Below are 24,383 nucleotides of genomic sequence, written 5' to 3'. Positions count from 1 at the left end.
TTCCTGTTCCAGCAGGTGTGCGAGGTGTTGTGCGGTGCGGTTGAGCCGGGCGGGGTCGTCGGTGCGGGCATGCTCCACCAGCGCCTGCTCGAGGCCTTGGCGCTGGTCCGGGGTGATCGGTTCGGGGAGGTGGCGTAGCGCGTCGCCGATGATCCGGGCATGCTCGCCGCCGATGTCGCCGGCGGTGATCGCGGCGCCCAGGGCGGGGAGTTGCGGGTCGATCTCGGTGCCGGTCGAGGTGTACTGGGGGTGGGTGGCCGCCGCTGTGCGGACGCGGAGGCGGGCTTCGCCGGGGCTGATGCGGAGCAGGGCGGTGAGCATCGTGGCGGTCGAGGTCGCACCGCGCGCGGAGGCCACGGATTGTTGTTCGTACTCGCCGGCCAGGGCGACCTGCGCCGCCCAGGCCAGCCGGGTGGTGTGTTCCAGCCGTCGGGAGATCTCGTCCAACCCGTCCGGCGCCAGTTTCCACCACGCCGCGGTACCGAGACGGGTGTAGGCATCGGTCGCCGCCTCGACCAGCGCCAGCACCTCGTCCAGGTCGTACGGCACCGAACCGTCAGCATCCGGCACCGACCTGGGTTCCGCGTCCGCGTTCAGGACGTACCCGACAAAGCCCGGCTCCGACTGTGCGTCCGGTTGAACGTCCGCATCCAGTTCGCGCGGGACGGACCCGTCTTCTTCGGGTATCTGGTCGGAGTGCGGATCAGTCACTGTCGCCGTCCGGGATCGATGCGGCAACTGTGTTGTTCGAGAGATGGGCGAGACATGCGACAGTCAGGCCGGTCTCGGCACTTGAACGCACGATCTCTTCCATGCCTTGCACGCTACCGCCAGCCACCGACAGTCGGACTCCGGCGAGACGGATTGTGGATAACTCGATGTCGAGAGCAGTCCGCCCGGCCGGATCTGGAGACGTTGTGGCATGGAGGAACTCGCCGCTTCTGTCCCACCAGTCACACGTGACAATGTTGCCTCACGAATATCGTTGCGAGCAAGCGGAACTCGTCGATCCGGGACCCAACGCTGTGGACAGGTAGTGAAAGGTGAGATCAAGGTAGAGCTGACCTGACGGGACCGCATCGCCACGGATCGGCGGAGGCCTGCGGCCAGGTGGAAGCCCTCGACACCGCTGCGGTGATCTGTCCGGGCCGGATGTACGGCGCCGGATCGGCGCAATGATCCCGGGTTGCCGCGATTGTCAGTGGGTCACGCTGTATCGCGCCGCTCACTTGCAGTGATCTCGGGGTCTCACCCTTGGCTGCGTGAGTCAGCGCGGTACCTCGCCGGTTCCGTCGCCCTCTCCCGCAGAAGACTCTCGCGCACAGAAGTCAGCAGCAGCTGGAAAGCTGCGCGAACGAGGGCGTGGCGCCCAGGGAGAGCGGTCGCCGCGTTGCCGCTGCCGGTCGGTCGGTCGGGCACCGTACTGCGGCGAACGACACTCGCTCGACCAACGGCAGCGCCCAGATCTCGCCCGCCCCGTGGCAGGGCGTGACATCAGGACCGAGACTTCGTGCACGGACGAGCTCGCCCCGGCGACAGACAGATCACCACGACGACCGCGGCGGTCGCGCCATCCGACCCCGCTCAGCCCAGCAGTTCCCAGACGACCTCGACCGTCGCGGTGATCGCTGCGTCGCCGGTCGCGATCGGCATCGCCATCGCCTCCCGCTTGAACCCCAGGCCCATCGCCACCGGGGCCTGCCCACGCTGTACCGACTCGCTGACCGACCGCACCCGGCCCAACTCCCGCCCGGCCAGCCGCGCGTAGTGCTCCGCCTTCGTCCTGGCATCGGCCATCGCGGCATCCCGCGCCTCGGCCAGTGCGGCCGCCGGATCCGAGGGCACCAGTTGCATCCCGTCGATCCGCACACCGTTGCCGACCTGCGTGGCGAGGTCGGTGAGCATCCGGCTGAGCCGGCTCAAACCGTTGAGCTGCAGCACGAGCCGCTGCGTCGCCTGGTAGCCGAGCACCACCTCGCGCCCGTCGCGGTAGTCGACCTGCGGCCCGAGGGTCAGGTCGGAGGTGCGGACGGACCGGGCGTCGGCGCCGTCGTCTGCCAGCACCGCCAGCGCCCGCGTCGCGGTGTGCGCAGCGGCCTCGAAGGCCGTGCCGGCGTCCCGCCCCCGCTCGGTCACGGACAAGTTGACCACCACCCGGTCCACCGCGGCCGCCGCCGACCCGCTGCCGATCACCGTCACGTTGTCAGAGGACTCCATGCCGCCAGTGTGGCAGCCTGTGGCAGTCTGCGGGGGTGACGGTTCTGGATCTGCGGGCGGAGATCGCCCGATGGCCGGTGGGGTCGGCGGCGGTCGCTGTGCTCGGTGTGGACGGCGTGCTGGACCGGGCTGCCACCGGCGCCGACGGTCAGGTGTACCCCTGGGCGTCGGTGACCAAGATCCTCACCGCGCTGACCGTGCTCGACGCGTGCGCCGACGGCACCGTCGAGCTCGACTCCCCCGCGGGCCCAGTGGGTTCCACCGTCAGACACCTGCTCGGCCACGCCTCCGGCCTGCCCTTCGACGGCCCGGAGCCCGCGGCGGCGCCGGGCAGCCGGCGGATCTACTCGAACACCGGGTACGAGGTACTGGCCGACCATCTCGCGGACGCGGCGGGCGGCCCGTTCCGGGACGAACTCACCGGTCGGGTGCTGGACCGGCTCGGGATGACCGGCACAGTGCTCGACGGATCACCGGCACGGGACGGCGCCGGGCCGCTGGAGGACCTGGTCGTACTTGCCTGGGAGCTGCTGGCACCGCGGGTACTCGGCCCCGAGATCGTCGGACCGGCAACCACTCTGGTGTTCCCCGGTCTGTCCGGCGTGCTGCCAGGGTTCGGCCGGCAGGTGCACAACGACTGGGGACTGGGCTGCGAGATCCGCGCGGACAAGTCGCCGCACTGGACCAGTCCGGACAACAGCCCGCGCACCTTCGGCCACTTCGGCCAGTCGGGCAGCTTCGTGTGGGTCGATCCGGACGCGCGACTGGCCTGCATCGGGCTGTGCGACACTCCGTTCGGCCCGTGGGCGGCCCAGGCGTGGCCCGAGCTGTCGACCGCGGTGCTGCGCGCGTTCAGCTGATCCTGACCCCGGCCGACAGCTCGTCGATCTCGGCCGGTGTCGGGGCCGCATCCCCGCCGTACCCGGTCACCGCGAACGCACCGGCCGCGCACGCGCGGGCGACCGCCTCCCCCACCGACCGTCCCTGCAGCAGACCCGCGGCCAGCACCCCGGTGAAGACGTCGCCGGCGCCTGTGGCGTCGACCGCACCGACCCGGGGCGGCGCGACGACGTACTGTTCACCGGCGGTCCCGGCCGCGCAGCCGCGCTCCCCGTCGCGGATCACCAGCAGCGTGCGGCCGGCGAGTCCACGGGACCGGCGGAGCGTCCGAAGACCCGCAGCGTCCATGCCCACCTCCGCCCCGGCGAGCACTCCCGCCTCGCGGACGGTCAGCGACAGCACCTCGGTCTTCTGCAGCACGACATCCAGGTGGTCGGAATTGATCTCGTCCAACAACGGCCCCGGATCGAACACCACGCCGATCCCGTCCGGCAGGTCGCCGACCCAGCCGGCCAGTACCGGCGCCATCTCCGGGTACACCAGGTCGTATCCGGAGATCGCGACGAGATCACCGGTCCGCAGCGGGATCCCGTCGAGCCGGTGCCGCGGCAGCTGCGCCTCCACCCCCGGCGCGGTGACCATCGTCTTCTCCGCACCGTCGTCCACCAGGATCACGCAGATCCCGGTGTCCCCGCGCGGGTCCGGAAGCAACGGGGCGTCGATGCCGTTGCGCCGGAGGGTGTTCCGCACCAGATCACCGTACGGCCCGGTCCCGGCGGTCCCGGCGTGCACCACGTCCACGCCCTGCCGAACGGCGGCGACCATCAGGTTGAACCCGCCGGCGACCCGCAGGTCGACCGCTCCCGCCAGCACGTCGCCGCCGCGCTCCGGCGGTCGCGGCACCCGCATCCGCTGGTCCACCAGGATGCTTGCCGCGGAGATCAGCCGGGCAGTGGTCATCGGCCCGCCCTCCCGGTCTGCGGACCTACCGCGGTGCCCGGCCCTGCAGCCGCCGCAACCGTTGTCGTCATCGGCCTGCTCCCGCCACCGGGCCGGATGCGCCCGGTGGACCGGCGACCGTCACCCCACCTGGTGCCATTGTGGCGGTCGCCGGCGTTCCCGTTGTCGAGGCCCGGACGATGACCTCCGGGGTGAACAGCAGTTGCCGGTGCCGGTGCCGCGGATCGCCGCCGATCTCCTCCAGCAGCAGGCCGGCCGCCTGCCGCCCCATCTCCGCACGCGGTTGCCGCACGGTGGACAGTGGCAGCAGGCCGGTTGCAGCGAGATCGATGTCGTCGTAACCGATCACGGCGACATCGCCGGGGACGGCGCAGCCGGCGGCGAGCAACTCGTGCAGGATGCCCAGGGCCAACAGGTCGTTGGCGGCGAAGATGCCGGTCGGCCGGTCGGCGATCGGCTTGGCGAGCAGATCGGCACCTGCCCGGCGCCCCGCGGCGATCGTCAGGTGGTCGGTGTCCCACCGCTGCAGCACGGCCCCGGCCGTGTCGGCGACCTCCTCGGCGGCACCGCGGAAGCGGTCGGCCACCTGGTGCAACCGGGCCGGCCCGCCGACGAAGGCGACCCTGCGATGGCCGAGATCCAGCAGGTGCCGGACGGCGAGGCGCCCGCCGGTCAGGTCGTCGGTGGCGACGCTGCAGTGGTCGGCGCCGCCGGCAGCGGGATCGACCAGCACCGCCGGGATCCCGGTGCGCGCCAACATCTCCAGCGCACCGGTGACGTCGCCGGCCGGCGTGATGACCACGCCGCGCACCCGCTGCTGGGCGAACAGCTCGACGTTCGCCCGCTCCTGCTCGACCGACTCGCGGCTGTCGGCCAGCAGCACGACCAGTCCGGACGCCTCGGCGACATCCTGGACAGCGCGGGCGATGTCGGTGAAGAAGGGGTTGCCGACATCCATCGCGACAAAGCCCAGCGCCCGACTCGATCCACTGCCGAGCACCCGGGCCGACTCGTTCCGGACGAACCCGAGACTGGCGATCGCGGCGTCCACCCGCTCGCGGGTCGGTGCCGCGACCACGTGCGGGCGGTTCAGCACGTTGGACACCGTTCCGGTGGACACCCCGGCCAGGGCGGCCACATCCGCGATGCTCGGCAGGGTGTTCCCCGCGGACATCCGCACCGCCTCCCGCCTCGCAGTTTGTCGATGCGCGCCCCGCACCTGCCGCCCGGTGGCGGTCCGGCCCACCGTACGTCCCCGGCGGTTCGTTCCCCAGGCCGTCGTGCCAGAACGGCTCACCAGCCACCCGGCGGCGGTCCGGCGGACCGTACGTCCCCGGCCGCACCGTCTCCCAAGCCCGTTGTGCCCGAGCAGCGATCCTTCCGCCCTCGCGACCGCCCAGGACAGCCGCGCCCGTCCCGTGGTTGGGAAGCAGGTAGGTGACCCGCCCGTGCCGGCCTGCCGGCCTACCAGTACCGGACTGCGGCCTGCCGGCCCGCTCGGACCGGACCGTGATCAGGCAGCCGTGCCGCCCGACCGCCACCCTGCACTCCGACTGCGCGGCGCCACTCCCGCGACGGTTCCACTTGCCCCCGATCCCACCTGCCCCTACTCTTGCAAACAGAGATTGAAGCGCTTCAATGCACCGTGACGCCCCAGCCCGACACAGGAGAACTCACCGATGAGTATCGATCCCGCGGCCCTCGCCGACCTGGACACCTTCACCATCGAGGTGCCGAGCTGGGCCTACGGCAACTCCGGCACCCGGTTCAAGGTGTTCGCCCAGCCCGGCGTCCCGCGCGACCCGTTCGAGAAGCTCGCCGACGCCGCCCAGGTCAACGCGCTGACCGGTGCCGCGCCGCGGGTGTCGCTGCACATCCCGTGGGACCTGGTCGACGACTTCGCCAAGCTGTCGGCGTACGCCGCCGACCTCGGTCTGCAGCTCGGCGCGATCAACTCGAACCTGTTCCAGGACGACGACTACATGCTCGGTTCGCTGACCCACCCGGAGAAGCGGGTGCGGGACAAGGCGATCGCACACCACGTGCAGTGCATCGACGTCATGCGGTCCACCGGCAGCACCGATCTGAAGCTGTGGTTGCCGGACGGGCTGAACTACCCCGGCCAGGACTCGATCCGTGGCCGCCAGGACCGGCTGGCCGACTCGCTGCAGCAGATCTACGCCCAGCTGGACGCCGAGCACCGGCTGCTGATCGAGTACAAATTCTTCGAGCCGGCGTTCTACACGATGGACATCCCGGACTGGGGCACCTCGCTGCTGCACTGCCTCGCGCTCGGGCCGCAGGCGCAGGTGGTCCTGGACACCGGACACCACGCGCCGGGCACCAACATCGAGTTCATCGTCGCCCAGTTGCTCCGCCAGAACCGGCTCGGTGCCTTCGATTTCAACTCCCGGTTCTACGCCGACGACGACCTGATCGTGGGTGCCGCGGATCCGTTCCAGCTGTTCCGGATCCTGTTCGAGATCGTCGTCCAGGACGCGCAGAAGCCGGCGTCCGGGGTCAACTTCATGCTCGACCAATGCCACAACATCGAGCCGAAGATCCAGGGACAGATCCGCTCCGTGCTCAACGTCCAGGAGGCGCTGGCGAAGGCGCTGCTGGTGGACCGGTCGGAGCTCCGTGCCGCCCAGGAGCGCGGTGACGTACTCGGCGCCAACGGCGTGCTGATGGACGCCTACAACACCGATGTCCGGGAGGCGCTGGCCGACCGCCGCGAGGCCGCCGGGCTCCCCCGCGACCCGATCGCCGCCTACCGCGCGTCCGGTTACCAGGAGAAGATCAACGCCGAGCGTGTCGGCGGCACCCAGGCCGGATGGGGTGCCTGACCCCCACCCACCGCAGAGGCCCACGAAGCTCCACCACCTCCTGCCCGCCGAACCGGCCCGCCCGGCGTCGCTCCACCCGGCACGGGGAACGCCGGAGCTGCACCACCTCTCACCCGCCGGGTGCACCTGCAGGCGCACCCGGCGACGGCGGGTCACAACCCGGCGAAGAACGTCCGGACGTCGGCCACCAGCAGACCGGGCGTCTCCATCGCGGCGAAGTGACCGCCGGTGGGGACGTCGGTCCAGTGCACGATGTTGTTCGTGCCCTCCGACCATCGGCGGATCGCCACGTCCTGACCGAAAGCGGCCACTCCTACCGGGATCTCGGAGCGGCTCGGCGCGGACCAGGCGTGCGCGTCCTCGTAGTAGGCGTTCGCCGATGATGCCGCGGTCCCGGTGAACCAGTAGACCGAGACGTCGAGCAGCAAACGGTCCCGCCCGACCGCGTCCTCGGGGAGTTCGTGCCGCTCGTCGGTCCACTCACGGAACTTCTCGACGATCCAGGCGAGTTGCCCGGCCGGCGAGTCGGTCAGACCGAACCCGAGCGTTTCCGGCCGGGTGCTCTGCAGCTGCATGTAGCCGGCCATCTCGGCCATGTAGTGCCCCAGCCGGTCGACCCGCTCCTGTTCGACATCGGTGAGCCCGGCGCGCTCCTCGTCGGAGATGTCGCCCCAGGGGATGAACCCCATGGTGGCCGCATTCACGTGGATGCCGATGACGTGATCGGCATCGGCGCGGGCGATCTCGGGTGCGATGCCGGCTCCCATGTCGCCGCCCTGCACGCCGTACCGCCGGTAGCCGAGACGTTCCATCAGGACCGCAAGGGCCGCTGCGGTGCGGGCCGACGTCCAGCCGGGCTCGGTCACCGGCCCGGAGAACCCGAAGCCGGGCAACGACGGGACGACCAGGTGGAAGGCCGGCGCGTCCGGCGCCCCGTGGCCCGCCGGATCGGTCAGTGGCCCGATCACGTCCAGGAACTCGGCCACCGATCCGGGCCAGCCGTGCAGCAGCAGCAGCGGGGTCGCGTCCGGGCGCGACGACCGCACGTGCAGGAAATGGATCCGCTGGCCGTCGATCGTGGCGAGGAACTGCGGATGGGCATTGATCTCGTCCATCGCCGCCCGGACGTCGAACCGGTCGGCCCAGTGACCGGCGAGCTCCTTCAGATACGCGACGGGCACGCCCCGGTCCCAGGGCCGGCCCGGCAACGGCTCCGGCCAGCGGGTGGCCACCAGTCGCCGGCGCAGGTCGGCGACGGCCGCCGGGTCGATGTCGATGCGGAACTCCTGCAGCTCGCTGTCCATCACTCTCCTCCATCTCGTCGAGCGACCGCCTGCCGGTGGTCGCAGATTTGGAACGGAATGCTTCCTTCCGTTCCAAGCTAGCACGGCTGTGGGCGGAGCGGAATACTTTGTTCCGCTAGAGTGCCGTGATGGAGAAGGACCTGCCGCTGAGCGGCCGCCGGGCGCAGGCGCGGCGCAACGACGAAGGCATCCTGGCGGCGGCCCGCGAGGTGTTCGTCGCCGATCCGGCCGCTCCCGTCGCAGCGGTCGCGGAGCGGGCCGGGGTCGGCATCAGTGCCCTGTACCGGCGGTACCCCGGCAAGGACGTCCTGCTGCAGACGCTCTGCCGGATCGGCCAGGAGCGTTACCTCCAACTGGTTCTCGACGCCCTCGCCGGCCTCGACCGCAGCCCCACCACCGCCGCCGACGTGTTCCGCGACTTCGCCCGTGGTGTCGTCGATGCCGACACCCACGCGCTCACCAGCCGGCTGGCCGGAAGGTTCACCCCGTCGGCGGAGAACCTTCGTCTGGCCACCGAGACCGGTCCGCTCTACACCGCACTGGTCCGCCGGATGATCGATGCCGGCGCACTGCGACCGGATGTCGACGTCCGCGACCTCACGCACCTCTTCGAGATGTTCTCGTCCGTCCGGTTGGGGGGCGCCGAACGGTCGGCGGCGCTGCGCCGTCGCTATCTGGTGATGGTGCTGGACGGCCTGATGACCACGTCCCCGTCGGCACTTCCCGACGTCCCGCCGGTCGGTGCCGACGAGGCCGCGGCCCGCTGGGTACCGGTCACGCCGACGACCCCGGCATGACTCCCGATCCCGGGTCGTCGCGGTCGACGTCCTGAGGGGTTGTCGGAAAGGCGGACATTCGGCCGGGAATCAGGCTTCGCTCCGGTCCGGCGGAGGATCTCGCGACGCCGGCTGTCCGGGCCCTAGTGGTTGCGGAGGGCATCCACGAGTTGGGCCTTCTTCATCGACGACCGGCCCTGTATCCCGAGCTCGGCGGCACGCTTGCGCAGCTCTGCCACCGTCCACTCCTGGTAGGACGGCGACGAGCCGCCGCGCTTCCCGACAGCCCGACGCGACGACGCCGCGGCGGCATTGGCGATGCGGGCCGACTTCTCCTTGCTGTTCCCCTCGTCGCGCAAAGTTTCGTACAGCCCCTTGTCCTTGACGCTGGGGCCAGGGTCCTTCCTCGGCATCGGGTCCTCCTGCCGTTCACCCCTGGTACGGGGGACGCTCTGGTACCCGGTCCCGCGTCGCCCCAAACCCCACCGATCCGATCGGTCTCGCGTCGGGCGGGCCCGGATCGGTAGAGTTCCGACCGGGGGACGCACTCCGCGTCACCGGATCGAGAGGACAGACGTGGCCAACCCGGAGATCGTCGGCGAACCCGACGGTCCCTCGGTCGACGCGCCCGCCTGGACCCTGGCGATGGCGGAGACCGCCCGCGACATCCAGACCACGCACTCCGACCCGGAGTCGACGGCCGCCTCCATCACCGCATCCGCCCTGCAGCTGCTGCCGGACGCCGGCGCGGCCGCGATCACCGTGGTCGGGCGGGACCATTCGGTGCACACCCTCGGGCCGACGAGCCCGGTGCCGGCCCTGCTCAACGAGGTCCAGGAGCGGGAGAAGGCCGGCCCCTGCCTGACCGCACTCTGGGACGAACCACTGGTGCTGGTCACCGATCTCGACGGCGACGGCCGGTGGCCCGGATACGCGGAGGCGGCCCGGGCGCAGGGCATCTCCACGGTCCTGAGCATCCGGTTGTACGTGCAGGACAAGGCGCTCGGTGCGCTGAGTCTCTACAGCACCAAGCCCGACGCCTTCCCGCCGGACGAGGTGGTGGCGGCACGTGCCTATGCGGCGCATGCGGCGGTGGCACTGGACCAGGCACAGGAGCGTGAGCAGCTGCGCGCCGCCATCGACACCCGCGACCTCATCGGGCAGGCCAAGGGCATCCTGATGGAGCGGCACGGTCTCACCGACGGCCAGGCATTCTCCCTGCTGGTCAAGACCTCTCAGCAGACCAACACCCCGCTCCGGCTCATCGTGGAGGAGCTGACCCACAGCGGCGAGCTGCCCGGCAGGTGAGTCCGGGCGGCGGCCAGGCATGGTGAGTCCGACGTGATGAGCCCGGCATGGTGAGCCAGGGCAGCGGCCAGGCATGGTGAGCCCGGCATGGTGAGCCCGACGTGGTGAACAAGGTGCGGTGAGCCCTCCCGGTGAGCCCTCCGGCGAGCCCCCGGGGTGGGGCAGGCGCCGCCCGTCGCCAGGAGGTCAGTCGGCAGCCGCGTCCGCAGCCACCCGCTCGATCAGCGCACGCAGCAGCCGGGTGCGCCCGGCGAGCTCGGACACCAGGAGGTGCTCGGTGACGGCGTGCGCGCCGCCGCCGACCGCGCCGAGGCCGTCCAGGGTGGGGATGCCCAGGGCCGCGGTGAAGTTCCCGTCGGATCCACCACCGACCGAGATCAGTTCCGGAACAGGGACTCCCGCCGCCGGCGCGAGCTCGCACGCCAGCGCGGCCAGTCCCGAGGACATCTCGGTGGTGAGCGGCGGACGGGGCGGGTCGGCGTCGACGAGGATGCGCGCGGCCGGATCCGCCGGGGCCAGGGCGCGCAGCGCCTGGTCGACCCGGGTGAACTCCGTCGGTTCCGCGAACCGGACGTCGACCCGGAGCCATGCCCGGGCCGGCACCGTGTTCGACGACTCCCCGGCCGCGGAGGTGGTCGGGGTGACGGTGGTGCCGACCTCGGAGTTGCCGAGATCCGCTGCTGCGAGGGCGATCCGGGCGATCTCCAGGCCGGCGTTGACACCCTTCTCCGGCTCCAGTCCGGCGTGCGCCGCTCGACCCTCGACCGTGAACAGGTAGTTCGCGACGCCTTTGCGGGCGATCTTGATCGCACCACCGTCCCCGGACGGCTCGGTGACCAGGACAGCGGCACAACCGGCGGCCTCCTGCTCGATCAGCGCCCGCGAGGTCCCGGAGCCCACCTCCTCGTCGCCGGTGACCAGCAGGGTGACCGGGACCTCGCAGCCGCGGAGTGCGTGCAGCGCCATCACCACGCCGGCCTTCATGTCGAAGCAGCCCGGTCCGCGCAGCACCCCGTCGGTGACGTCGAACGGCAGGGTGGCGAGAGTGCCGATGGGCCAGACTGTGTCGTGGTGGGCCAGCAGGAGGACCCGCGGACCGTCACCGGTCCCCGTCCGGACCCTGACGTGCGGAACACCGGCCAGTACCACCGTCTCCGCCTCCGCGCCGGTGATGCGGGCGGCGAGGTCCACGACGACCGCAGCCGACCGGTGCAGCGCCTCATGATCCGACGACGGTGACTCGCACCGCACGAGAGTGCCGATGTCGTCGACCATCTCCTGGGTGAGGGCCTCGTCGTCCGGGCTGCCGGGTGCGCTCGTCATCGATCCATCATGCCCGGCCCCGGACACAGCGGAACCCCGGGGCGGCTCTCGCCACCCCGGGGTTCCGGGTGTGATGCGGGATCGGTCAGCGGCCGGGCCGCTCCGGCCGACCATGGGTCAGCACCTGCAGGCACCGCCGGTCGGTGTCTCTTCGGCAGCGCCGATCACCGGCCGGTCCTGTCCTGCGGCCGCGCCGTACGGCCGTCGGTCAGAGCCTGCGGGCGGCACCGGCCGGCACGACAGCCAGAGCCTGCGAGCAGCACCGGTCGACCCCGTCGGTCAGTGCCTGCGGGCAGCACCGGGACGGCGGATCCGCACGGCCAGCACCACACCGGCCGCGATCATCACCAGCCCGAGCACCACACCGGTCCGCACCCCGTCCCCGTCCACACCGGTGGCCGCGAGCTCGGGCCCGGTCGACGTCGTGGTGGTTCCGGTCGGGGCGACGGCACCGGTCGAACCGGTCGTCGTGGTGGTGCCGCCGGTGGTCGTGCCGCTGGTGACACCGGTGCCGGTGGTAGGTGCGGTCGTACCGCTGGTCGGGGCGCCGGAATCGCTGGTGGGGGCGGTGGTGTCGGTCGTCGGGGCCGTGGGGGTGGTGGTCCCGACCGCATCGAGGACGAAGATGTCGGCGGCCGCACCGAGGCGCAGGAAGATGTTCTCCCCGTTGGCGTCCTCGTTGCCGTCGTTGTCGACCATCGCGTAGACGGTGCCGTCACCGCCGACGGTCAGCCCCTCGAGCTTCTCCTGCGTCCAGCCGTTACCGGCCTCGAGCAGGGGCAGGACGTCCACGGCCACTGTCTTCGCGGCGACGGCCAGCGGCTCGCCGGTGGCGGCGAAGGTGTCCGGGATCTCCACGGTGGCAACGGACTTCAGCCGGGCGGCCGGGCCGTTCAGCTTGTCACGCTCGATGACGGCCAGGGTGGTGGCATCCACCGCGACGATCTCCGACAGGCCGATCCAGTCGCCGTCCACGTCGGTGGACTCCAGCGGGTAGCCGAACCAGCCGAACTCACCGGTGGCGACATCCAGCCGGCCGATCCGGGCGGTGTTCTCCGGGTCGATCGACAGGTGGCGCTGCAGCGCGAAGTAGAGGACCTGGTCGTCGCCGGTGCCGTAGCCGGTGACGCCCTCGATGCCCTGGGATCCCATCGCGCCGGCAACGCCGGAGGGCAGGGTGATCTCGCGCAGGACGACGCCGTCGGTGCCGACCTCGACCAGCAGGTTCTCCGGACCGGTGGCACCCTCGACGCCGAGCCAGAACCCGCCGCCGGGCTGCGCCCAGATGCCCTCGATGTCATAGCCGATCGGCGCGCCGTCCTTGGTCACCGGCAGCTCCGCGGTGATGCGGGCCGGGGTGCGGACGGCGTCGATGGTCAGGATGCGGCTCGGCGAGTAGTAGGCGTCCGGGGCGGAATAGAGCCGGGTCGGGACGGCCGGATCTGCGGTCAGTGCACCGAGAGCGCCCCAGGCGATCGGCAGCCCGTTCACCTCGTCGGAGACGATGCTCGGGAAGGCCGGGACGGAGGTGCCCAACTCGTAGACCTGGACGGTGGCGCGGACACCGTCGTCCGCGGCGTCCTCCTCGGAGGACACGACGAGCAGGTTGCGGCCCGGGATCGGCAGCAGCCCTTCCGGTCCCTTGGTGGAAGGCAGTGCCTGGGTGAGGACCGGGTTCGCCGGGTCGGTCACGTCGTAGACGGCGACGAAGTTGGCGCGCTCGGAACCGACGAACAGGTAGGGCGTGCCGTTGAAGGTCGCCGAGGCCAGGCCCTCGGGCTCGGTGCCCTTGTTCTCGCTGCGGTCCTCCGGGTACTGCCCGAGTTCCACCGCGAGGTGCTCGAACGAGTTGCCGGAATCGTAGGTGACGGAACCGTTCTCGGCGTCGAAGACGGTCCAGCCCCGGGTGCCGCCCTTCCAGTCGCCCTCGTTGGCGGTGGCGACCTGGTCGTTGCCGATCCAGCCGATCGCATCCGGCTCGCGCGGGACGTCGGTGATCGTCCCGGTGAGGTCGATGGCGCCGTCCTCGACGGTGTCGATGTCGGTGACCGTGGCCACGCCGGCCGAGAAGTGGTTGCGCACCGTGCGGGTCGCCAGGTCGACGACGACCACGGCGTTGTTCTCCTGCAGCGTCACCGCGACCAGACTGTCGTCCGGGCTGATGGAGACGTACTCCGGCTCCGGGTCCTCCGGGGTGTCGATGCCGGTGAGTCCGGTGAGGTCGACGTGCTCGACGGTCCAGGTGGCCGGGTCCGGATCGGCGAGGTCGAGGATCGCCAGATCGCCGGCGGGCAGCTGCGGCAGGCCGCCGTCGCCGACGTCCTCGTCGCGCTGGTTCTCCATCGCGATGGCGGCAACCGTGCCGTCGGTGGTGATGTCGATCGAGTCGGGCTGGCCCTCGAGATCGAGCACCGCTTCCGGGGTCCAGGTGCCCGGGTCGGCCGGGTTGGTGATGTCGTAGATCAGCACCGAGCCGGCCGGCGCGGTGAAGTCGGTGGTGGCGTCGACGACGGCGAGCAGGTGGTCGTCGGTGGCGTACACCGAGGTGGGCGAGTTGCCGTCGCCGAGCGGCAGGTAGCCGGCGGGCTGCGGGTCACCGGGGGTGGTGATGTCGACGAAGCCGAGACCACCGCCGGCGGCATCGGTGTAGATGAAGGTGCTGCCGTCCGTGGTCACGGTCGAGATCTCGGAGACGGTCTCGGTGTCGACCGAGGTGTTCGAGTACGCCGGCAGCGTCGCGATCCGGTTGAAGTACTCGCCGGAGACCGCGTCCCCGATGGCCGCGGGGGCGGGTGCGGCCGCGACACCCGGCACCGGTGCCACCGCTCCGGCCGGGAGGCTGAGCGCGGCGGGCAGGCCCAGGGCAAGGGCGCAGACGAGGGAGCCGGCCGCGAGTCGCGGCAGTCGGCGTCGGGAAGGCAGCAAGGTCGCTCCGTGGTCGAGGGCTGGGTGAGATCGACGGAGCGAACGCAGGTCTCGGACCGGGGTGGTCATCGAGAGGTGCGATCGTCCGTGGGCCCGGCCTCGGAAGTAAGGACGAGGTCAAGTCCCGTCCCGAAGGTTCCGGTGGCGAAGCAACGCGGTGCTGTTCCCCGGGTGAGCGGCAGGCGAACAGCCGGTGTCCGCGGGATGCCCGCCGCAGCGGTGGTGACCGGGCTCACGGGCGGCAGGATCGGCGACGGCACCCTGCCACCGGCGACGGCATCCTGACACCCTGCAGGTCCGGGTCGACGCCGTCCGGCAGGTCGCACGCAGCGCGGCCGCAGTTCTCGCACCCCGCACAGGGTGGAGGGCCCAGGATCCGGCCGGCCTGATGGTCGCCCGGAACTCCCCGGCTCGGAGCACCCCGCCCGGGTCTCTGCCACGCTCAGATCATGACCCGGCTCAGGCTGGCGCCCGATTCAGACTGTCGCCGGGCTCAGGTCGTCGCCCGGGTCAGGCCCGGTCCCACCGGACGTAAGAGCCTGCGACCGGAGCCACCGCCCTGCCTCGCCTATTGCTGCGCGAGGTCGGTGAAGCGGGAGTAGTGGAGCTGGTGGGCCACGGAGATGGTGGTGGTGGGGCCGTTCCGGTGCTTGGCGATGATCAGGTCGGCCTCACCCGCCCGCGGATCGTCGGACTCCCAGGCGTCGGGCCGGTTGACCAGGATGACCATGTCCGCGTCCTGCTCCAGCGAGCCGGACTCCCGGAGATCCGAGAGCATGGGCCGCTTGTCGGTACGCTGCTCGGGCCCACGGTTCAGCTGACTGATCGCGATCACCGGCACCTCGAGCTCCTTGGCCAGCAGCTTCATCTGCCGGGAGAACTCGGAGACCTCCTGCTGCCGCGACTCTACCTTCTTGCCCGAGGTCATCAGCTGCAGGTAGTCGAGCACGATCATCTTCAGGTCGTTGCGCTGCTTGAGCCGCCGCGCCTTCGCCCTGATCTCCATCATCGTCATGTTGGGCGAGTCGTCGATGAACAGTGGTGCATCGGAGATCTCGCTCATCCGGCGGACGATCCGCTGCCAGTCCTGCTCGCTCATCGTGCCCGCACGCATGTGCGCCAGCCGGATCTGCGCCTCCGCCGACAGCAGTCGCATGGTGATCTCGGTCTTGGACATCTCGAGCGAGAAGATGCAGGTGGCCATCTTGTGCTTCACCGACGCGTTGCGGGCGATGTCCAGCGCCAGCGTGGACTTCCCGACGCCCGGCCGGGCCGCGACGATGATCATCTGACCCGGGTGGAACCCGTTGGTCAACGCATCGAGATCGGCGAAACCGGTGGGCACACCGGCGGACTGACCGCCGCGGCTGGCGATCGCGTCGATCTCGTCCATCGTCGGCTGCAGCAGCTCCTCGAGGACCACGTAGTCCTCGGTGGTGCGCCGCTCCGTCACCTCGTAGATCTCGGCCTGCGCCCGGTCGACGATCTCGTCGACCTCTCCCCCGCCGACCTGGCCCTCGTTGCCGCCGTACCCCAGCTGCACGATCCGGGTACCGGCCTCGACGAGCCTGCGCAACACTGCCTTCTCGGCAACGATCTGGGCGTAGAACGACGCGTTGGCCGCCGTCGGCACCGCCGAGGTCAGCGTGTGCAGGTAGACCGATCCGCCGGCCCGGCCGAGCGACCCGGAGCGGTCCAGCTCCGCGGCCACCGTCACGACGTCGGCCGGCTCGCCGCCGGCGTAGAGCCCGAGGATGGTGTCGAAGACCAGGGCGTGCGCCGGCTTGTAGAAGTCGGCGGTGGTCAGGGTCTCGACCACGTCCGCGATCGCGTCCTTGGACAGCAGCATGCCGCCCAGCACCGACTGCTCCGCCGCGAGATCCTGCGGTGGCTGCCGCTCGAACGGACGGCTCTCCCCCGGTTCCCGCGGCGGCGCATCCTGCCAACGGTCGTCGACCACTGCCATGCCCGGTACCGCCTCCTCCCAGCCCCCCGCAGGGATCTCCCTGCTCGGCACCCTGCCTCGACACCTCGGTGACGCCTCGCCACCGACGCCACCCTGTTGTACATCGGGGCCACGACAACGCCCGGGAGCCGCTGCCGACCCGAGCGGGTGGCGGGCGGACCCGGACGTCCGGGAGACGCTAGGCCCCCGCCCGGCGGGCCGCCAGCAGCCGGTGTGGGCACCCTGTGGACACCGTGTTGAGGCATCCGTGTCTGCGCTGGTCGCTGTCCACAGGTTCGGTGGACAACCCGTGGAAATCTCTCGCGACCGCGCGTATCGAGCCAGGTCAGAGGGTGCGTGTGGGCCGTGACACATGTGGACAACTGATTCCTCCGCCCGGTCGGCGCGTCGCCGGGCGTGTCGCGTGGCGATCGCACCGACACCGCAGGTACACCTCGCGTTGACGGTGCTGTGACCGGAACGACACCTGCGGCCGGCGCGGTAACCTCATCCGGCCCATCCGCGGCAGCCCCCGAGGCCACACCCGACCCGGACCCGGGGCCCGGAGCACCGACAGGGATCCGGACCCCAGCAGGAGAGAGCACGTGCTGCACCGACCGGATCCCGACGCCCTGTACCTGGGCATCGATCTCGGGACCCAGGGGGTCCGCGCGGCCCTGGTGGCGATCGGCGACGCGCCGGCCGACCCGGGAACGGCTGCCCGCCCCGGATCGACAGCGGCCGGCACCGTCGCAACCGCCACCCACCCACTACGGAGCAGGCGTGAGGGGGACCGGCACGAGCAGGATCCCGACGACTGGTGGACCGCGGTCCGCGCGGTCAGCCGGCAGGTGATCGCGAGCGTCCGGGAGAGCGGGGACCATCGCCCGATCGCCGGGGTGTCGGTGGATGCCACCTCGGGCACGGTGCTGGTGGAGGGTCCGGACCTGCGTCCGGTGACCCCGGGGATCATGTACGACGACGGCCGGGCCGGTGACCTGGCGCCGACCGCCGCGGCCGCCGGGGCCGATGTGTGGGCACGGGCCGGCATCACCCTGCAGCGCAGTTGGGCACTGCCGCGCGTGATGTGGCTGCTCGCAGCGGGTCTCGTCCCGACCGGCGGGCGAGTGGTGCACCAGGGCGACCACATCAACTCCCGGCTGACCGGCCTCGCCACACCCACCGACATCAACCAGGCGCTGAAGACCGGTGCGGACCTGGTCGACATCGCCTGGCCGACGGCGGTGTTCGACGCACTCGGCATCGACCCGGCCGTACTGCCCGGCCTGGTACTGCCGTCGGCGCCGATCGGCACGGTCGGCGACCGGGCCGCGGAGGAGACCGGGATCCCGGCCGGAACACCGGTGCGCGCCGGGACCACGGACGGGTGCGCCGCCCAGATCGCCGGCGGCGCGCTGCGTCCGGGCACCTGGAGCTCCGCCCTCGGCACCACGCTGGTCATCAAGGGCACCTCGTCGGCGCCGCTCGTCGATCCGACCGGCGCCGTCTACGCCCACCGCAGCCCGGACGGCGGCTGGCTGCCGGGCGGCGCCTCCAACATCGGTGCCGGCATCGTCGGCCGCGAGTTCGCCGGCGTCGACCTGGGTCGGATCACGGCCGAGGCAGCGGATCTCGAGGTGATCCCGGGTGTCTGCTACCCGCTGACGACGGCCGGCGAGCGGTTCCCGTTCGCCGCCGCCGGCGCGGAGGGCTTCAGTGAGGGGGTCCCGGAGGGGCGGGCCGCCCGGTTCGGCGCGATCCTCCAGGGCATCGCCTTCACCGAGCGGCTCGCCTACCGGCGGCTCGCCGCGCTCGGCGCACAGGTCGCCGGACCGGTCAGCTTCTCCGGCGGCAGCACGGCGAACGAGTACTGGAACCAGCTCCGCTGCGACCTGCTCGGTGTGCCGGTCCGGATCATGGAGAGCTCCGAGGCCTGCGTCGGCGCAGCGGTTCTCGCCGCGGCGGGCCCGGGCGAGGTCGCGTCCACGGCCGAGCGGATGGTGCGGGTGGGTCGGACCTACCACCCCGACCCCGTCAGGGCCGCTCGGTTCGACGACTCCTACGACGCCTTCGAGGCGGCCCTGCGCACCCGCGGGTGGCTGGTCGGGTGAGTCCCCGGTCCGAGCCCGCCGCCATCCGGCGCCCGCCACCCACGGCATCACACCGACCCGCACCAGACCCGAGAACCGGAGAACCGTGAGCACCGAACTGATCCTCTCCCGGCACGGCAGGACCGTCTGGCACGCCGAGAACCGTTATGCCGGCAGCAGTGACGTCGACCTCGACGACGTCGGCCGGCGACAGGCCGAGCAGTTGGCGACCTGGGCCGCCGCCCACCGGCCGGACGCGTTCTACTGTTCCCCGGTCCGCCGGGCCCGGGAGACGGCCGCACCGGTCGCCGCCGCGCTGGGAGCCGAGCCGGTGGTCGTCGACGACCTGCGGGAGGTGCACTTCGGGGTCGCGGAGGGCCTCACCATCGGTGAGATCCGTGAGCAGCTGCCGGATGTCGCCCGGGCGTTCGAGTCCGACCCGGTCGCCGGCGCCTTCCCGGAGGCGGAGCCCACCGCGGGAGCGGCTGCCCGGGCGGTGGCGGCACTGCAGGGCATCGTGGCCGCCCATCCCGACGGCCGGGTCCTGGTGGTCGCCCACAACACGCTGTTCCGGCTCGCGCTGTGCTCGCTGCTCGGCATCCCGCTCGCCGACTACCGGATCGTGCTGCCCCGGCTCGACAACGGCACCCTCACCCGGCTGCGGTTCACCGGCGGCCGCGCCGCCCTGCTCTCGTTCAACGTGCCACTCCCCTGACGACACCAGCGGCACGCGAACGGGTGACCCTTGACCGCGCTCCGTTTCTCTGATTGGTTCCCTGAATTCCCGGCGCCCCGGGCATCGCGTTCACGTACGAGATGGGGGGAACACGCATGACCGGCCCCGCACGTCTGTCGCAACAGATCTGGCTCCGCAAGAGCGTCCAGTCCACGGAGGCCGAGGAGGGTCACGGGGGTGAGGGGACCCCGGGCCTGAAGCGGACGATCGGCACGTTCCAGCTCACCATGTTCGGCGTCGGCGCGACCGTCGGCACCGGCGTCTTCTTCATCCTGCAGGACGCGGTCCCCGACGCCGGGCCCTCGGTGATCATCTCCTTCGTGCTGGCCGGCCTGGTGGCCGGTCTCGCCGCGTTCTGCTACGCCGAGCTCGCCTCCGCGATCCCGGTCTCCGGGTCCACCTACTCCTACGCCTACATCGCCCTCGGCGAGATCATCGCGATGGTGGTGGCCGGCTGTCTGCTGCTGGAGTACGGGGTCTCGACGGCGGCGGTGTCCGTCGGCTGGTCCGGCTACCTGAACGCGCTGCTGGACAACCTGTTCGGCTTCAGCATCCCGGACGCGCTCTCCCGCGCGCCGATCCCGGTGGACGGCGGCGAGACCGGCATCGTCAACCTGCCGGCGATGGTGCTGGTGCTGATGTGCGCCACCCTGCTGGTCCGCGGGGCCAGCGAGTCGGCCCGGCTGAACGCGATCATGGTCGTCATCAAGGTCGGTGTGCTGGTGATGTTCGTCGGCATCGCCTTCACCGCCTTCAACGCCGACAACTTCACCCCGTTCGCCCCGGAGGGCGTCACCGGCATCACCGCGGCCGCCGGCATCATCTTCTTCACCTTCATCGGCCTGGATGCAATCTCCACCGCCGGCGAGGAGGTGAAGAACCCGCAGAAGACGATGCCGCGGGCCATCCTGCTGGCGCTCACCATCGTGACCACGCTCTACATCCTGGTCGCCGTCTCCGGTCTCGGCACCCAGCCGGCCGCGGAGTTCGGCTCCGCCGAGCAGCAGGACGCGGGACTCGCGGTGATCCTGCAGAACGTCACCGGCAGCAACGTCTGGGCCACGATCCTCGCCGCCGGCGCCGTGATCTCGATCTTCTCGGTCACCCTGGTGACCCTGTACGGCCAGACCCGCATCCTGTTCGCCATCGGCCGGGACGGCCTGATCTCCGAGCGGTTCGCCAAGGTGAACCCGCGCACCCTGACACCGACCTTCAACACCTGGGTGGTGGCGATCGCGATCGCCCTGGTCGCCGGCTTCGTGCCGTCGGACTACCTGTGGGAGTCCACCTCGATCGGCACCCTGGGCGCCTTCACCATCGTCTCCATCGGCATCATCGTGCTGCGCCGCAGGGAGCCGAACCTGCACCGGCCGTTCAAGGTGCCCGGCTACCCGGTGACCCCGATCATCACCATCGCCGCCTGCCTGTACCTGATCGCCGGGCTGCGGCTGGTGACGATCCTCGTCTTCGTCGGCTGGATCCTGCTGGTACTGCTCTACTACGTGATCCGCGGACGGCGGGGATCCGTGCTCGGCAAGAGCCTCCCGTCGATCATCCACGAGGGGCGCAAGCTCCCGTGAGCATCCTGGTCGGCTACCTGCCCGACAAAGGCGGCCGGGCGGCGCTGGACCTCGGGGCGCAGCTGGCGCGGTCCGGGACCGTCGAGCCGCTGGTCGTGGCCACCGTCGTCCCGCAGCCGTGGTCCACGCCGTCGATGGCCCGGGTGGACGCCGAGTTCGCCGACTGGTCCCGGCAGCAGGGCGAGGTCGCCGCGAACCGGGCCCGGGAGCACCTGGCGATCGCGGCACCGGATCTCGAGGTCGACGTCCGCGCCGTGCCCGGCCGGTCCATCCCGCGCACCCTGGTCGCCCAGGCGCAGGAGACCGGTTGCGACCTCATCGTTCTCGGGTCGTCGCCGGACGGCGCGCTGGGCCAGGTGGTCATCGGCGCCACCGCCGACCCGCTGCTGCACTCGTCCCCGATGCCGGTCGCCGTGGCCCCCCGCGGGTACCGCAACGCCGCCGGCGGCACCGTCGGCCGGATCACCTTCTCCTACGCCGCCACGGACGACTGCGCCGGCATGCTGGACGCCACTGCCGGTTGGGCCCGCCGGCTCGGCGTGCCGCTGCGGATCGCCACCTTCGGGGTCCGCGGCCGGACCATGTACCCGCCCGAGATCGGTTTCGGCGCCGAGGATGCCGTGCTGGACCAGTGGACCGCACAGGTGCTGCAGGCACAGGAGCGTGCGGTACAGGATCTGGCCGCGCACGGCCGGCTGCCGGACGGCACCACCACCGCCCTGGGCACCGGGCGCGGCTGGTCCGAGGCGGTGGACGAGATCGACTGGGAGCCCGGTGAGATCCTGGTGGTCGGATCGTCCTCGCAAGGGCCCTTGGCCCGGGTGTTCCTCGGCTCCAAGGCGCTGAAGATCGTCCGGCACGCGCCGGTCCCGGTGCTGGTCGTCCCGGATGCCGTGGCCGCCCAGGAGGTCCTGGCCGAGGGTCCGTGAGGCCGGAGCGGGAGCCCGGACCCGGGAGCGGCCCTGTCCGGCCGGTCAGGACGGGAGGGACCGGCAGGGACCGGGGGCCGGGGCGTCCCGGAGCTGCGGAATGTCGGTGCGGACGAGGACCTGTCAGGCCTTGCCGGGGGCCGGCACCCTGGCGGCCAGCTGGAAGTCGCGCGGGACGTGCTGCTGCCAGGCCTGCGCGAGGGTGGCCCGCGCCTGCCCGAACACCCAGCCCTGCACCAGGTCACAGCCGAGATCCCGGACCAGCTCGAGGGTCCGGACGTCCTCGACGCCTTCCGCCAGGGTGTCGACACCGAGCCGCCGGGCCAGCTGAGCGATCGAGCCGACCAGCGCCGCCCGCTGCGAGTCCCGGGTCAGCCCGGACAGGAACCAGCGGTCCAGTTTGATCACCGACCACGGCAGGGCGACCAGCCGGGCCAGCCCCGACGACGCCGCCCCGAAGTCGTCGAGGTACAGCGAGACCCCCTTGGCGGCAAGGCTCTTCAGTGCTCCGGCACCGGCGTCCACCGCTGCGTCGACGACCGTCTCGGTGACCTCGAGGATCAGCCGTCTCGGGTCCAGGCCGGCGTTGTGCAGCGCCCGCATGACCCGGCCGTAGAGATCCGGCCGGACCAGCTCGTCACCGGACAGGTTCACCGCCACGGCCCGGACCGCCGACGAGCGGGCCGCCCGCAGGCACGCCTCGCCCAGCACCCAGTCGCCGAGGGCGGTGATGTTCCGGTTCTGCTCGGCGATCGGGATGAACTCCCCCGGCGACACCGGACCGATACCCGGTGCCCGCCACCGGGCGAGCGTCTCGGCCGCGACGGTCTCGCCGTCGCGCAGTGACACCACGGGTTCGAAGACGATCGAGAAGCCGGACTCGGCCACGTGCGCCGGGGTGCCGGTGCTCAGCGCGGTCAGCGACCGGTCCAGCAGTGCGCCGATCTCGGCACGCCGCCGGATGGCGGTGCGGTGCACGGGATCGAACACCGCGGGACGGCCGGGCGCAGCCGTCCGGGCGGCCCAGGTCGCGTCGCCCACCACGCCGTTCGGTCGTCGGGTGGCCGTCGCGGTCCGGTGCGCCCAGCCGACCGCGTGGTCGACCCGGACCGGCACCCCGTCGATCCGGAACGGGGCGGCCAGCAGGCCGTCGACGGTGCCGGCCAGCCGCGCCAGTCGTGCTGCAGTATCAGCGCTGTCGGCGCTGTCAGGGTGGTCGCCGGCGCCGGCATCGGAGCGGTGGCCGCGGCGGGCCAGGATCAGGTGGAGCACCTCACCGTGCCGGGCCAGCGCCCAGCGGTCCGGGCCACCGGCGCCTCCGGACTCCAGGGTGATCGCACCCGACAGCCGGTCCAGCACCTGCCGGTCGAGCTCGGCCTCCGGTTCCTCGGGCGCCCGGACGTCGAGCATCGTCACCACCGCCACCGCGCCCACCTCGACGGTGCCCTCGTCCATCGGCTGGATGGACGACAACCACGCCGCCGCGCCGACGGAGTCCAACGGGGCCCGGACGAGATCGCCCCGAGGGGCACTCATCCCGGCCACCAGCAACCGCGCCCGCACGCCGAGCAGCAGCACCGCCACCGCGGCCAGCACCGGACCGGCCACCTCGGACCAGCCGGACGCACCGTGGTGGAGGGCGATCCCGACGGTGCCGACGGCCAAGGCGGAACACAGCCAGAGGCTGCGCTGCCACGCCCGGTCCGGCCGCCACCTGGCGAGCCCGGCCAGCGCGCGCCCGAGATCGGGGTGCACCGAGGATGCGGCCACCAGCAGGCCACCGGCCAGCACCCCGATGGCGTGGACCGACTCCGCGCCCGACACCACCCGGGATGCGGCCACGGTCAACATGCCCAGCGCCCACAGCGCCCATCCGGGGGACCAGGTCCAGCACGCCAGCAGCAGCACCGCCATCGCGGTCGCGCCCGCGGCCAGCACGGCTGCGAGTACGTCGAACCACCGGCCGCCGGGGTCGTCGGCGAGGATCCCCGGGACGATCCCGACCAGACAGGCCGCGGCCGCGAGGGCGACGATGCCGTACTCGATCCAGAGCCGGGCACCGCGGGCCTGCTCCGGATGCCGCTGCAGCCCCCGCACGGTGACCTCGAGCAGGCAGAGCAGGATCAACAGGTGGCCGAGCGCCGCGACGACGGATGCCGGCCGGCCGGTCATCCCGACGGCCAGCGGGAGGGCCACGCCGATCAGCCCGAGCAGCCCGGTCCACACACTGCGCCGGTCCCACGCCTGCCAACGGACGATCGCCACACCCCAGCTGATCAGCAGGGGCAGCAGCCCGATCGCGACCACCGGACCGGTCGGCAGCACCCCGGCCGCACCCAGTGCGGCCAGTGCGGGGACGGCGAGACACCCCACCCCCAGGGCCGCGGCCGGTACCAGCGCGACCGGGCGTGGCACCGGAACGGTCCCGCTCCTGTCCATGGCGGATCCGCTCGACTGGTCGGTCATTCCGTCCACCGGGCGGTGACGGAGACTGCACAGTCGCATGCGCAGCGTCACCGGTCAATCCGCGGCGGGCGAACATCGAGTGGGTTGATCCCTCTTTTCCCGCACGCCGGGGTCGTAGCGAAGGTGTGATCAGCAGTG

General features: G+C 71.7%; 18 protein-coding genes. 8 read left to right on the top strand and 10 right to left on the bottom strand.

The features are described 5' to 3' along the window. On the bottom strand, positions 1 to 570 hold a 570-nt coding region (locus GIS00_RS26400; RefSeq protein WP_154771462.1), incomplete at its 3' end, for a DUF222 domain-containing protein. 1,014 nt (positions 571 to 1,584) lie between these two features. After that, positions 1,585 to 2,217, bottom strand: coding sequence for an SIMPL domain-containing protein (locus GIS00_RS26395; RefSeq protein WP_154771461.1), 633 nt, complete (start codon positions 2,215 to 2,217; stop codon positions 1,585 to 1,587). Positions 2,218 to 2,252: 35 nt separating this feature from the next. On the opposite strand from GIS00_RS26395, the gene GIS00_RS26390 reads away from it, so the two are divergent. After that, the gene (locus GIS00_RS26390; protein ID WP_322098487.1) at positions 2,253 to 3,077 is read left to right on the top strand and encodes a serine hydrolase domain-containing protein; all 825 of its coding nucleotides are present in this window, start codon (positions 2,253 to 2,255) and stop codon (positions 3,075 to 3,077) included. On the opposite strand, the gene GIS00_RS26385 is transcribed toward GIS00_RS26390, so the two are convergent. Both GIS00_RS26385 and GIS00_RS26380 read right to left on the bottom strand, forming a co-directional pair. Next, complete coding sequence (locus GIS00_RS26385) at positions 3,070 to 4,017, bottom strand: PfkB family carbohydrate kinase (RefSeq protein ID WP_154771460.1); 948 nt, start codon at positions 4,015 to 4,017, stop codon at positions 3,070 to 3,072. The genes GIS00_RS26390 and GIS00_RS26385 overlap by 8 nt on opposite strands. A gap of 67 nt (positions 4,018 to 4,084) precedes the next feature. Beyond that, positions 4,085 to 5,191 carry a LacI family DNA-binding transcriptional regulator gene (locus GIS00_RS26380; RefSeq protein ID WP_154771459.1) on the bottom strand — a complete coding sequence of 369 codons (1,107 nt, stop codon included), beginning with the start codon at positions 5,189 to 5,191 and terminating at the stop codon, positions 4,085 to 4,087. 505 nt (positions 5,192 to 5,696) lie between these two features. On the opposite strand from GIS00_RS26380, the gene rhaI reads away from it, so the two are divergent. Then, entirely contained in the window at positions 5,697 to 6,863 is a 1,167-nt protein-coding gene (rhaI, locus tag GIS00_RS26375; RefSeq protein WP_154771458.1) for an L-rhamnose isomerase, read from the top strand. Between the two features lie 152 nt (positions 6,864 to 7,015). On the opposite strand, the gene GIS00_RS26370 is transcribed toward rhaI, so the two are convergent. Further along, entirely contained in the window at positions 7,016 to 8,167 is a 1,152-nt protein-coding gene (locus GIS00_RS26370) for an epoxide hydrolase family protein (RefSeq protein ID WP_154771457.1), read from the bottom strand. A gap of 128 nt (positions 8,168 to 8,295) precedes the next feature. On the opposite strand from GIS00_RS26370, the gene GIS00_RS26365 reads away from it, so the two are divergent. After that, on the top strand, positions 8,296 to 8,964 hold the full coding sequence (locus GIS00_RS26365; RefSeq protein WP_154771456.1) for a TetR/AcrR family transcriptional regulator: 669 nt from the start codon (positions 8,296 to 8,298) through the stop codon (positions 8,962 to 8,964). A gap of 122 nt (positions 8,965 to 9,086) precedes the next feature. Here the strand turns inward: GIS00_RS26365 and GIS00_RS26360 are convergent, their stop codons facing one another. Continuing rightward, entirely contained in the window at positions 9,087 to 9,356 is a 270-nt protein-coding gene (locus tag GIS00_RS26360; RefSeq protein WP_154771455.1) for a DUF7218 family protein, read from the bottom strand. A 163-nt stretch (positions 9,357 to 9,519) separates the two neighbouring features. Here GIS00_RS26360 and GIS00_RS26355 point away from each other — a divergent pair, with 163 nt between their 5' ends. Beyond that, positions 9,520 to 10,251: a GAF and ANTAR domain-containing protein gene (locus GIS00_RS26355; RefSeq protein WP_196073482.1), complete on the top strand. Its 732-nt coding sequence runs from the start codon at positions 9,520 to 9,522 to the stop codon at positions 10,249 to 10,251. A gap of 186 nt (positions 10,252 to 10,437) precedes the next feature. On the opposite strand, the gene GIS00_RS26350 is transcribed toward GIS00_RS26355, so the two are convergent. The 3 genes from GIS00_RS26350 to dnaB all read right to left on the bottom strand — a co-directional run bounded on the left by GIS00_RS26350 (position 10,438) and on the right by dnaB (position 16,465). Next, entirely contained in the window at positions 10,438 to 11,574 is a 1,137-nt protein-coding gene (locus GIS00_RS26350) for a M20 family metallopeptidase (RefSeq protein WP_230314209.1), read from the bottom strand. Between the two features lie 279 nt (positions 11,575 to 11,853). Further along, positions 11,854 to 14,499, bottom strand: coding sequence for an esterase-like activity of phytase family protein (locus tag GIS00_RS26345; protein WP_230314208.1), 2,646 nt, complete (start codon positions 14,497 to 14,499; stop codon positions 11,854 to 11,856). A gap of 568 nt (positions 14,500 to 15,067) precedes the next feature. After that, complete coding sequence (gene dnaB / locus GIS00_RS26340) at positions 15,068 to 16,465, bottom strand: replicative DNA helicase (RefSeq protein ID WP_154771453.1); 1,398 nt, start codon at positions 16,463 to 16,465, stop codon at positions 15,068 to 15,070. Between the two features lie 584 nt (positions 16,466 to 17,049). Here dnaB and GIS00_RS26335 point away from each other — a divergent pair. The 4 genes from GIS00_RS26335 (at position 17,050) to GIS00_RS26320 (ending at position 21,779) form a co-directional block, all read left to right on the top strand. Then, positions 17,050 to 18,555: an FGGY-family carbohydrate kinase gene (locus tag GIS00_RS26335; protein ID WP_322098486.1), complete on the top strand. Its 1,506-nt coding sequence runs from the start codon at positions 17,050 to 17,052 to the stop codon at positions 18,553 to 18,555. A gap of 85 nt (positions 18,556 to 18,640) precedes the next feature. Continuing rightward, entirely contained in the window at positions 18,641 to 19,249 is a 609-nt protein-coding gene (locus GIS00_RS26330; RefSeq protein ID WP_322098485.1) for a histidine phosphatase family protein, read from the top strand. Positions 19,250 to 19,365: 116 nt separating this feature from the next. Next, complete coding sequence (locus GIS00_RS26325; RefSeq protein WP_154771452.1) at positions 19,366 to 20,850, top strand: APC family permease; 1,485 nt, start codon at positions 19,366 to 19,368, stop codon at positions 20,848 to 20,850. Further along, positions 20,847 to 21,779, top strand: a complete 933-nt coding sequence (locus GIS00_RS26320) for a universal stress protein (RefSeq protein ID WP_196073481.1) — start codon at positions 20,847 to 20,849, stop codon at positions 21,777 to 21,779. The genes GIS00_RS26325 and GIS00_RS26320 overlap by 4 nt, the downstream gene beginning before the upstream one ends. Positions 21,780 to 21,902: 123 nt before the next feature. On the opposite strand, the gene GIS00_RS26315 is transcribed toward GIS00_RS26320, so the two are convergent. Further along, a complete protein-coding gene (locus tag GIS00_RS26315) occupies positions 21,903 to 24,245 on the bottom strand; it encodes an EAL domain-containing protein (protein WP_196073480.1) in 2,343 nt (780 codons plus the stop codon). Positions 24,246 to 24,383: the final 138 nt, after the last annotated feature.

Source organism: Nakamurella alba (assembly GCF_009707545.1).
Taxonomy (GTDB): domain Bacteria; phylum Actinomycetota; class Actinomycetes; order Mycobacteriales; family Nakamurellaceae; genus Nakamurella; species Nakamurella alba.
Note: the sequence above shows the minus strand (reverse complement) of the source record. Positions and strands in the feature narration are given on the sequence as shown.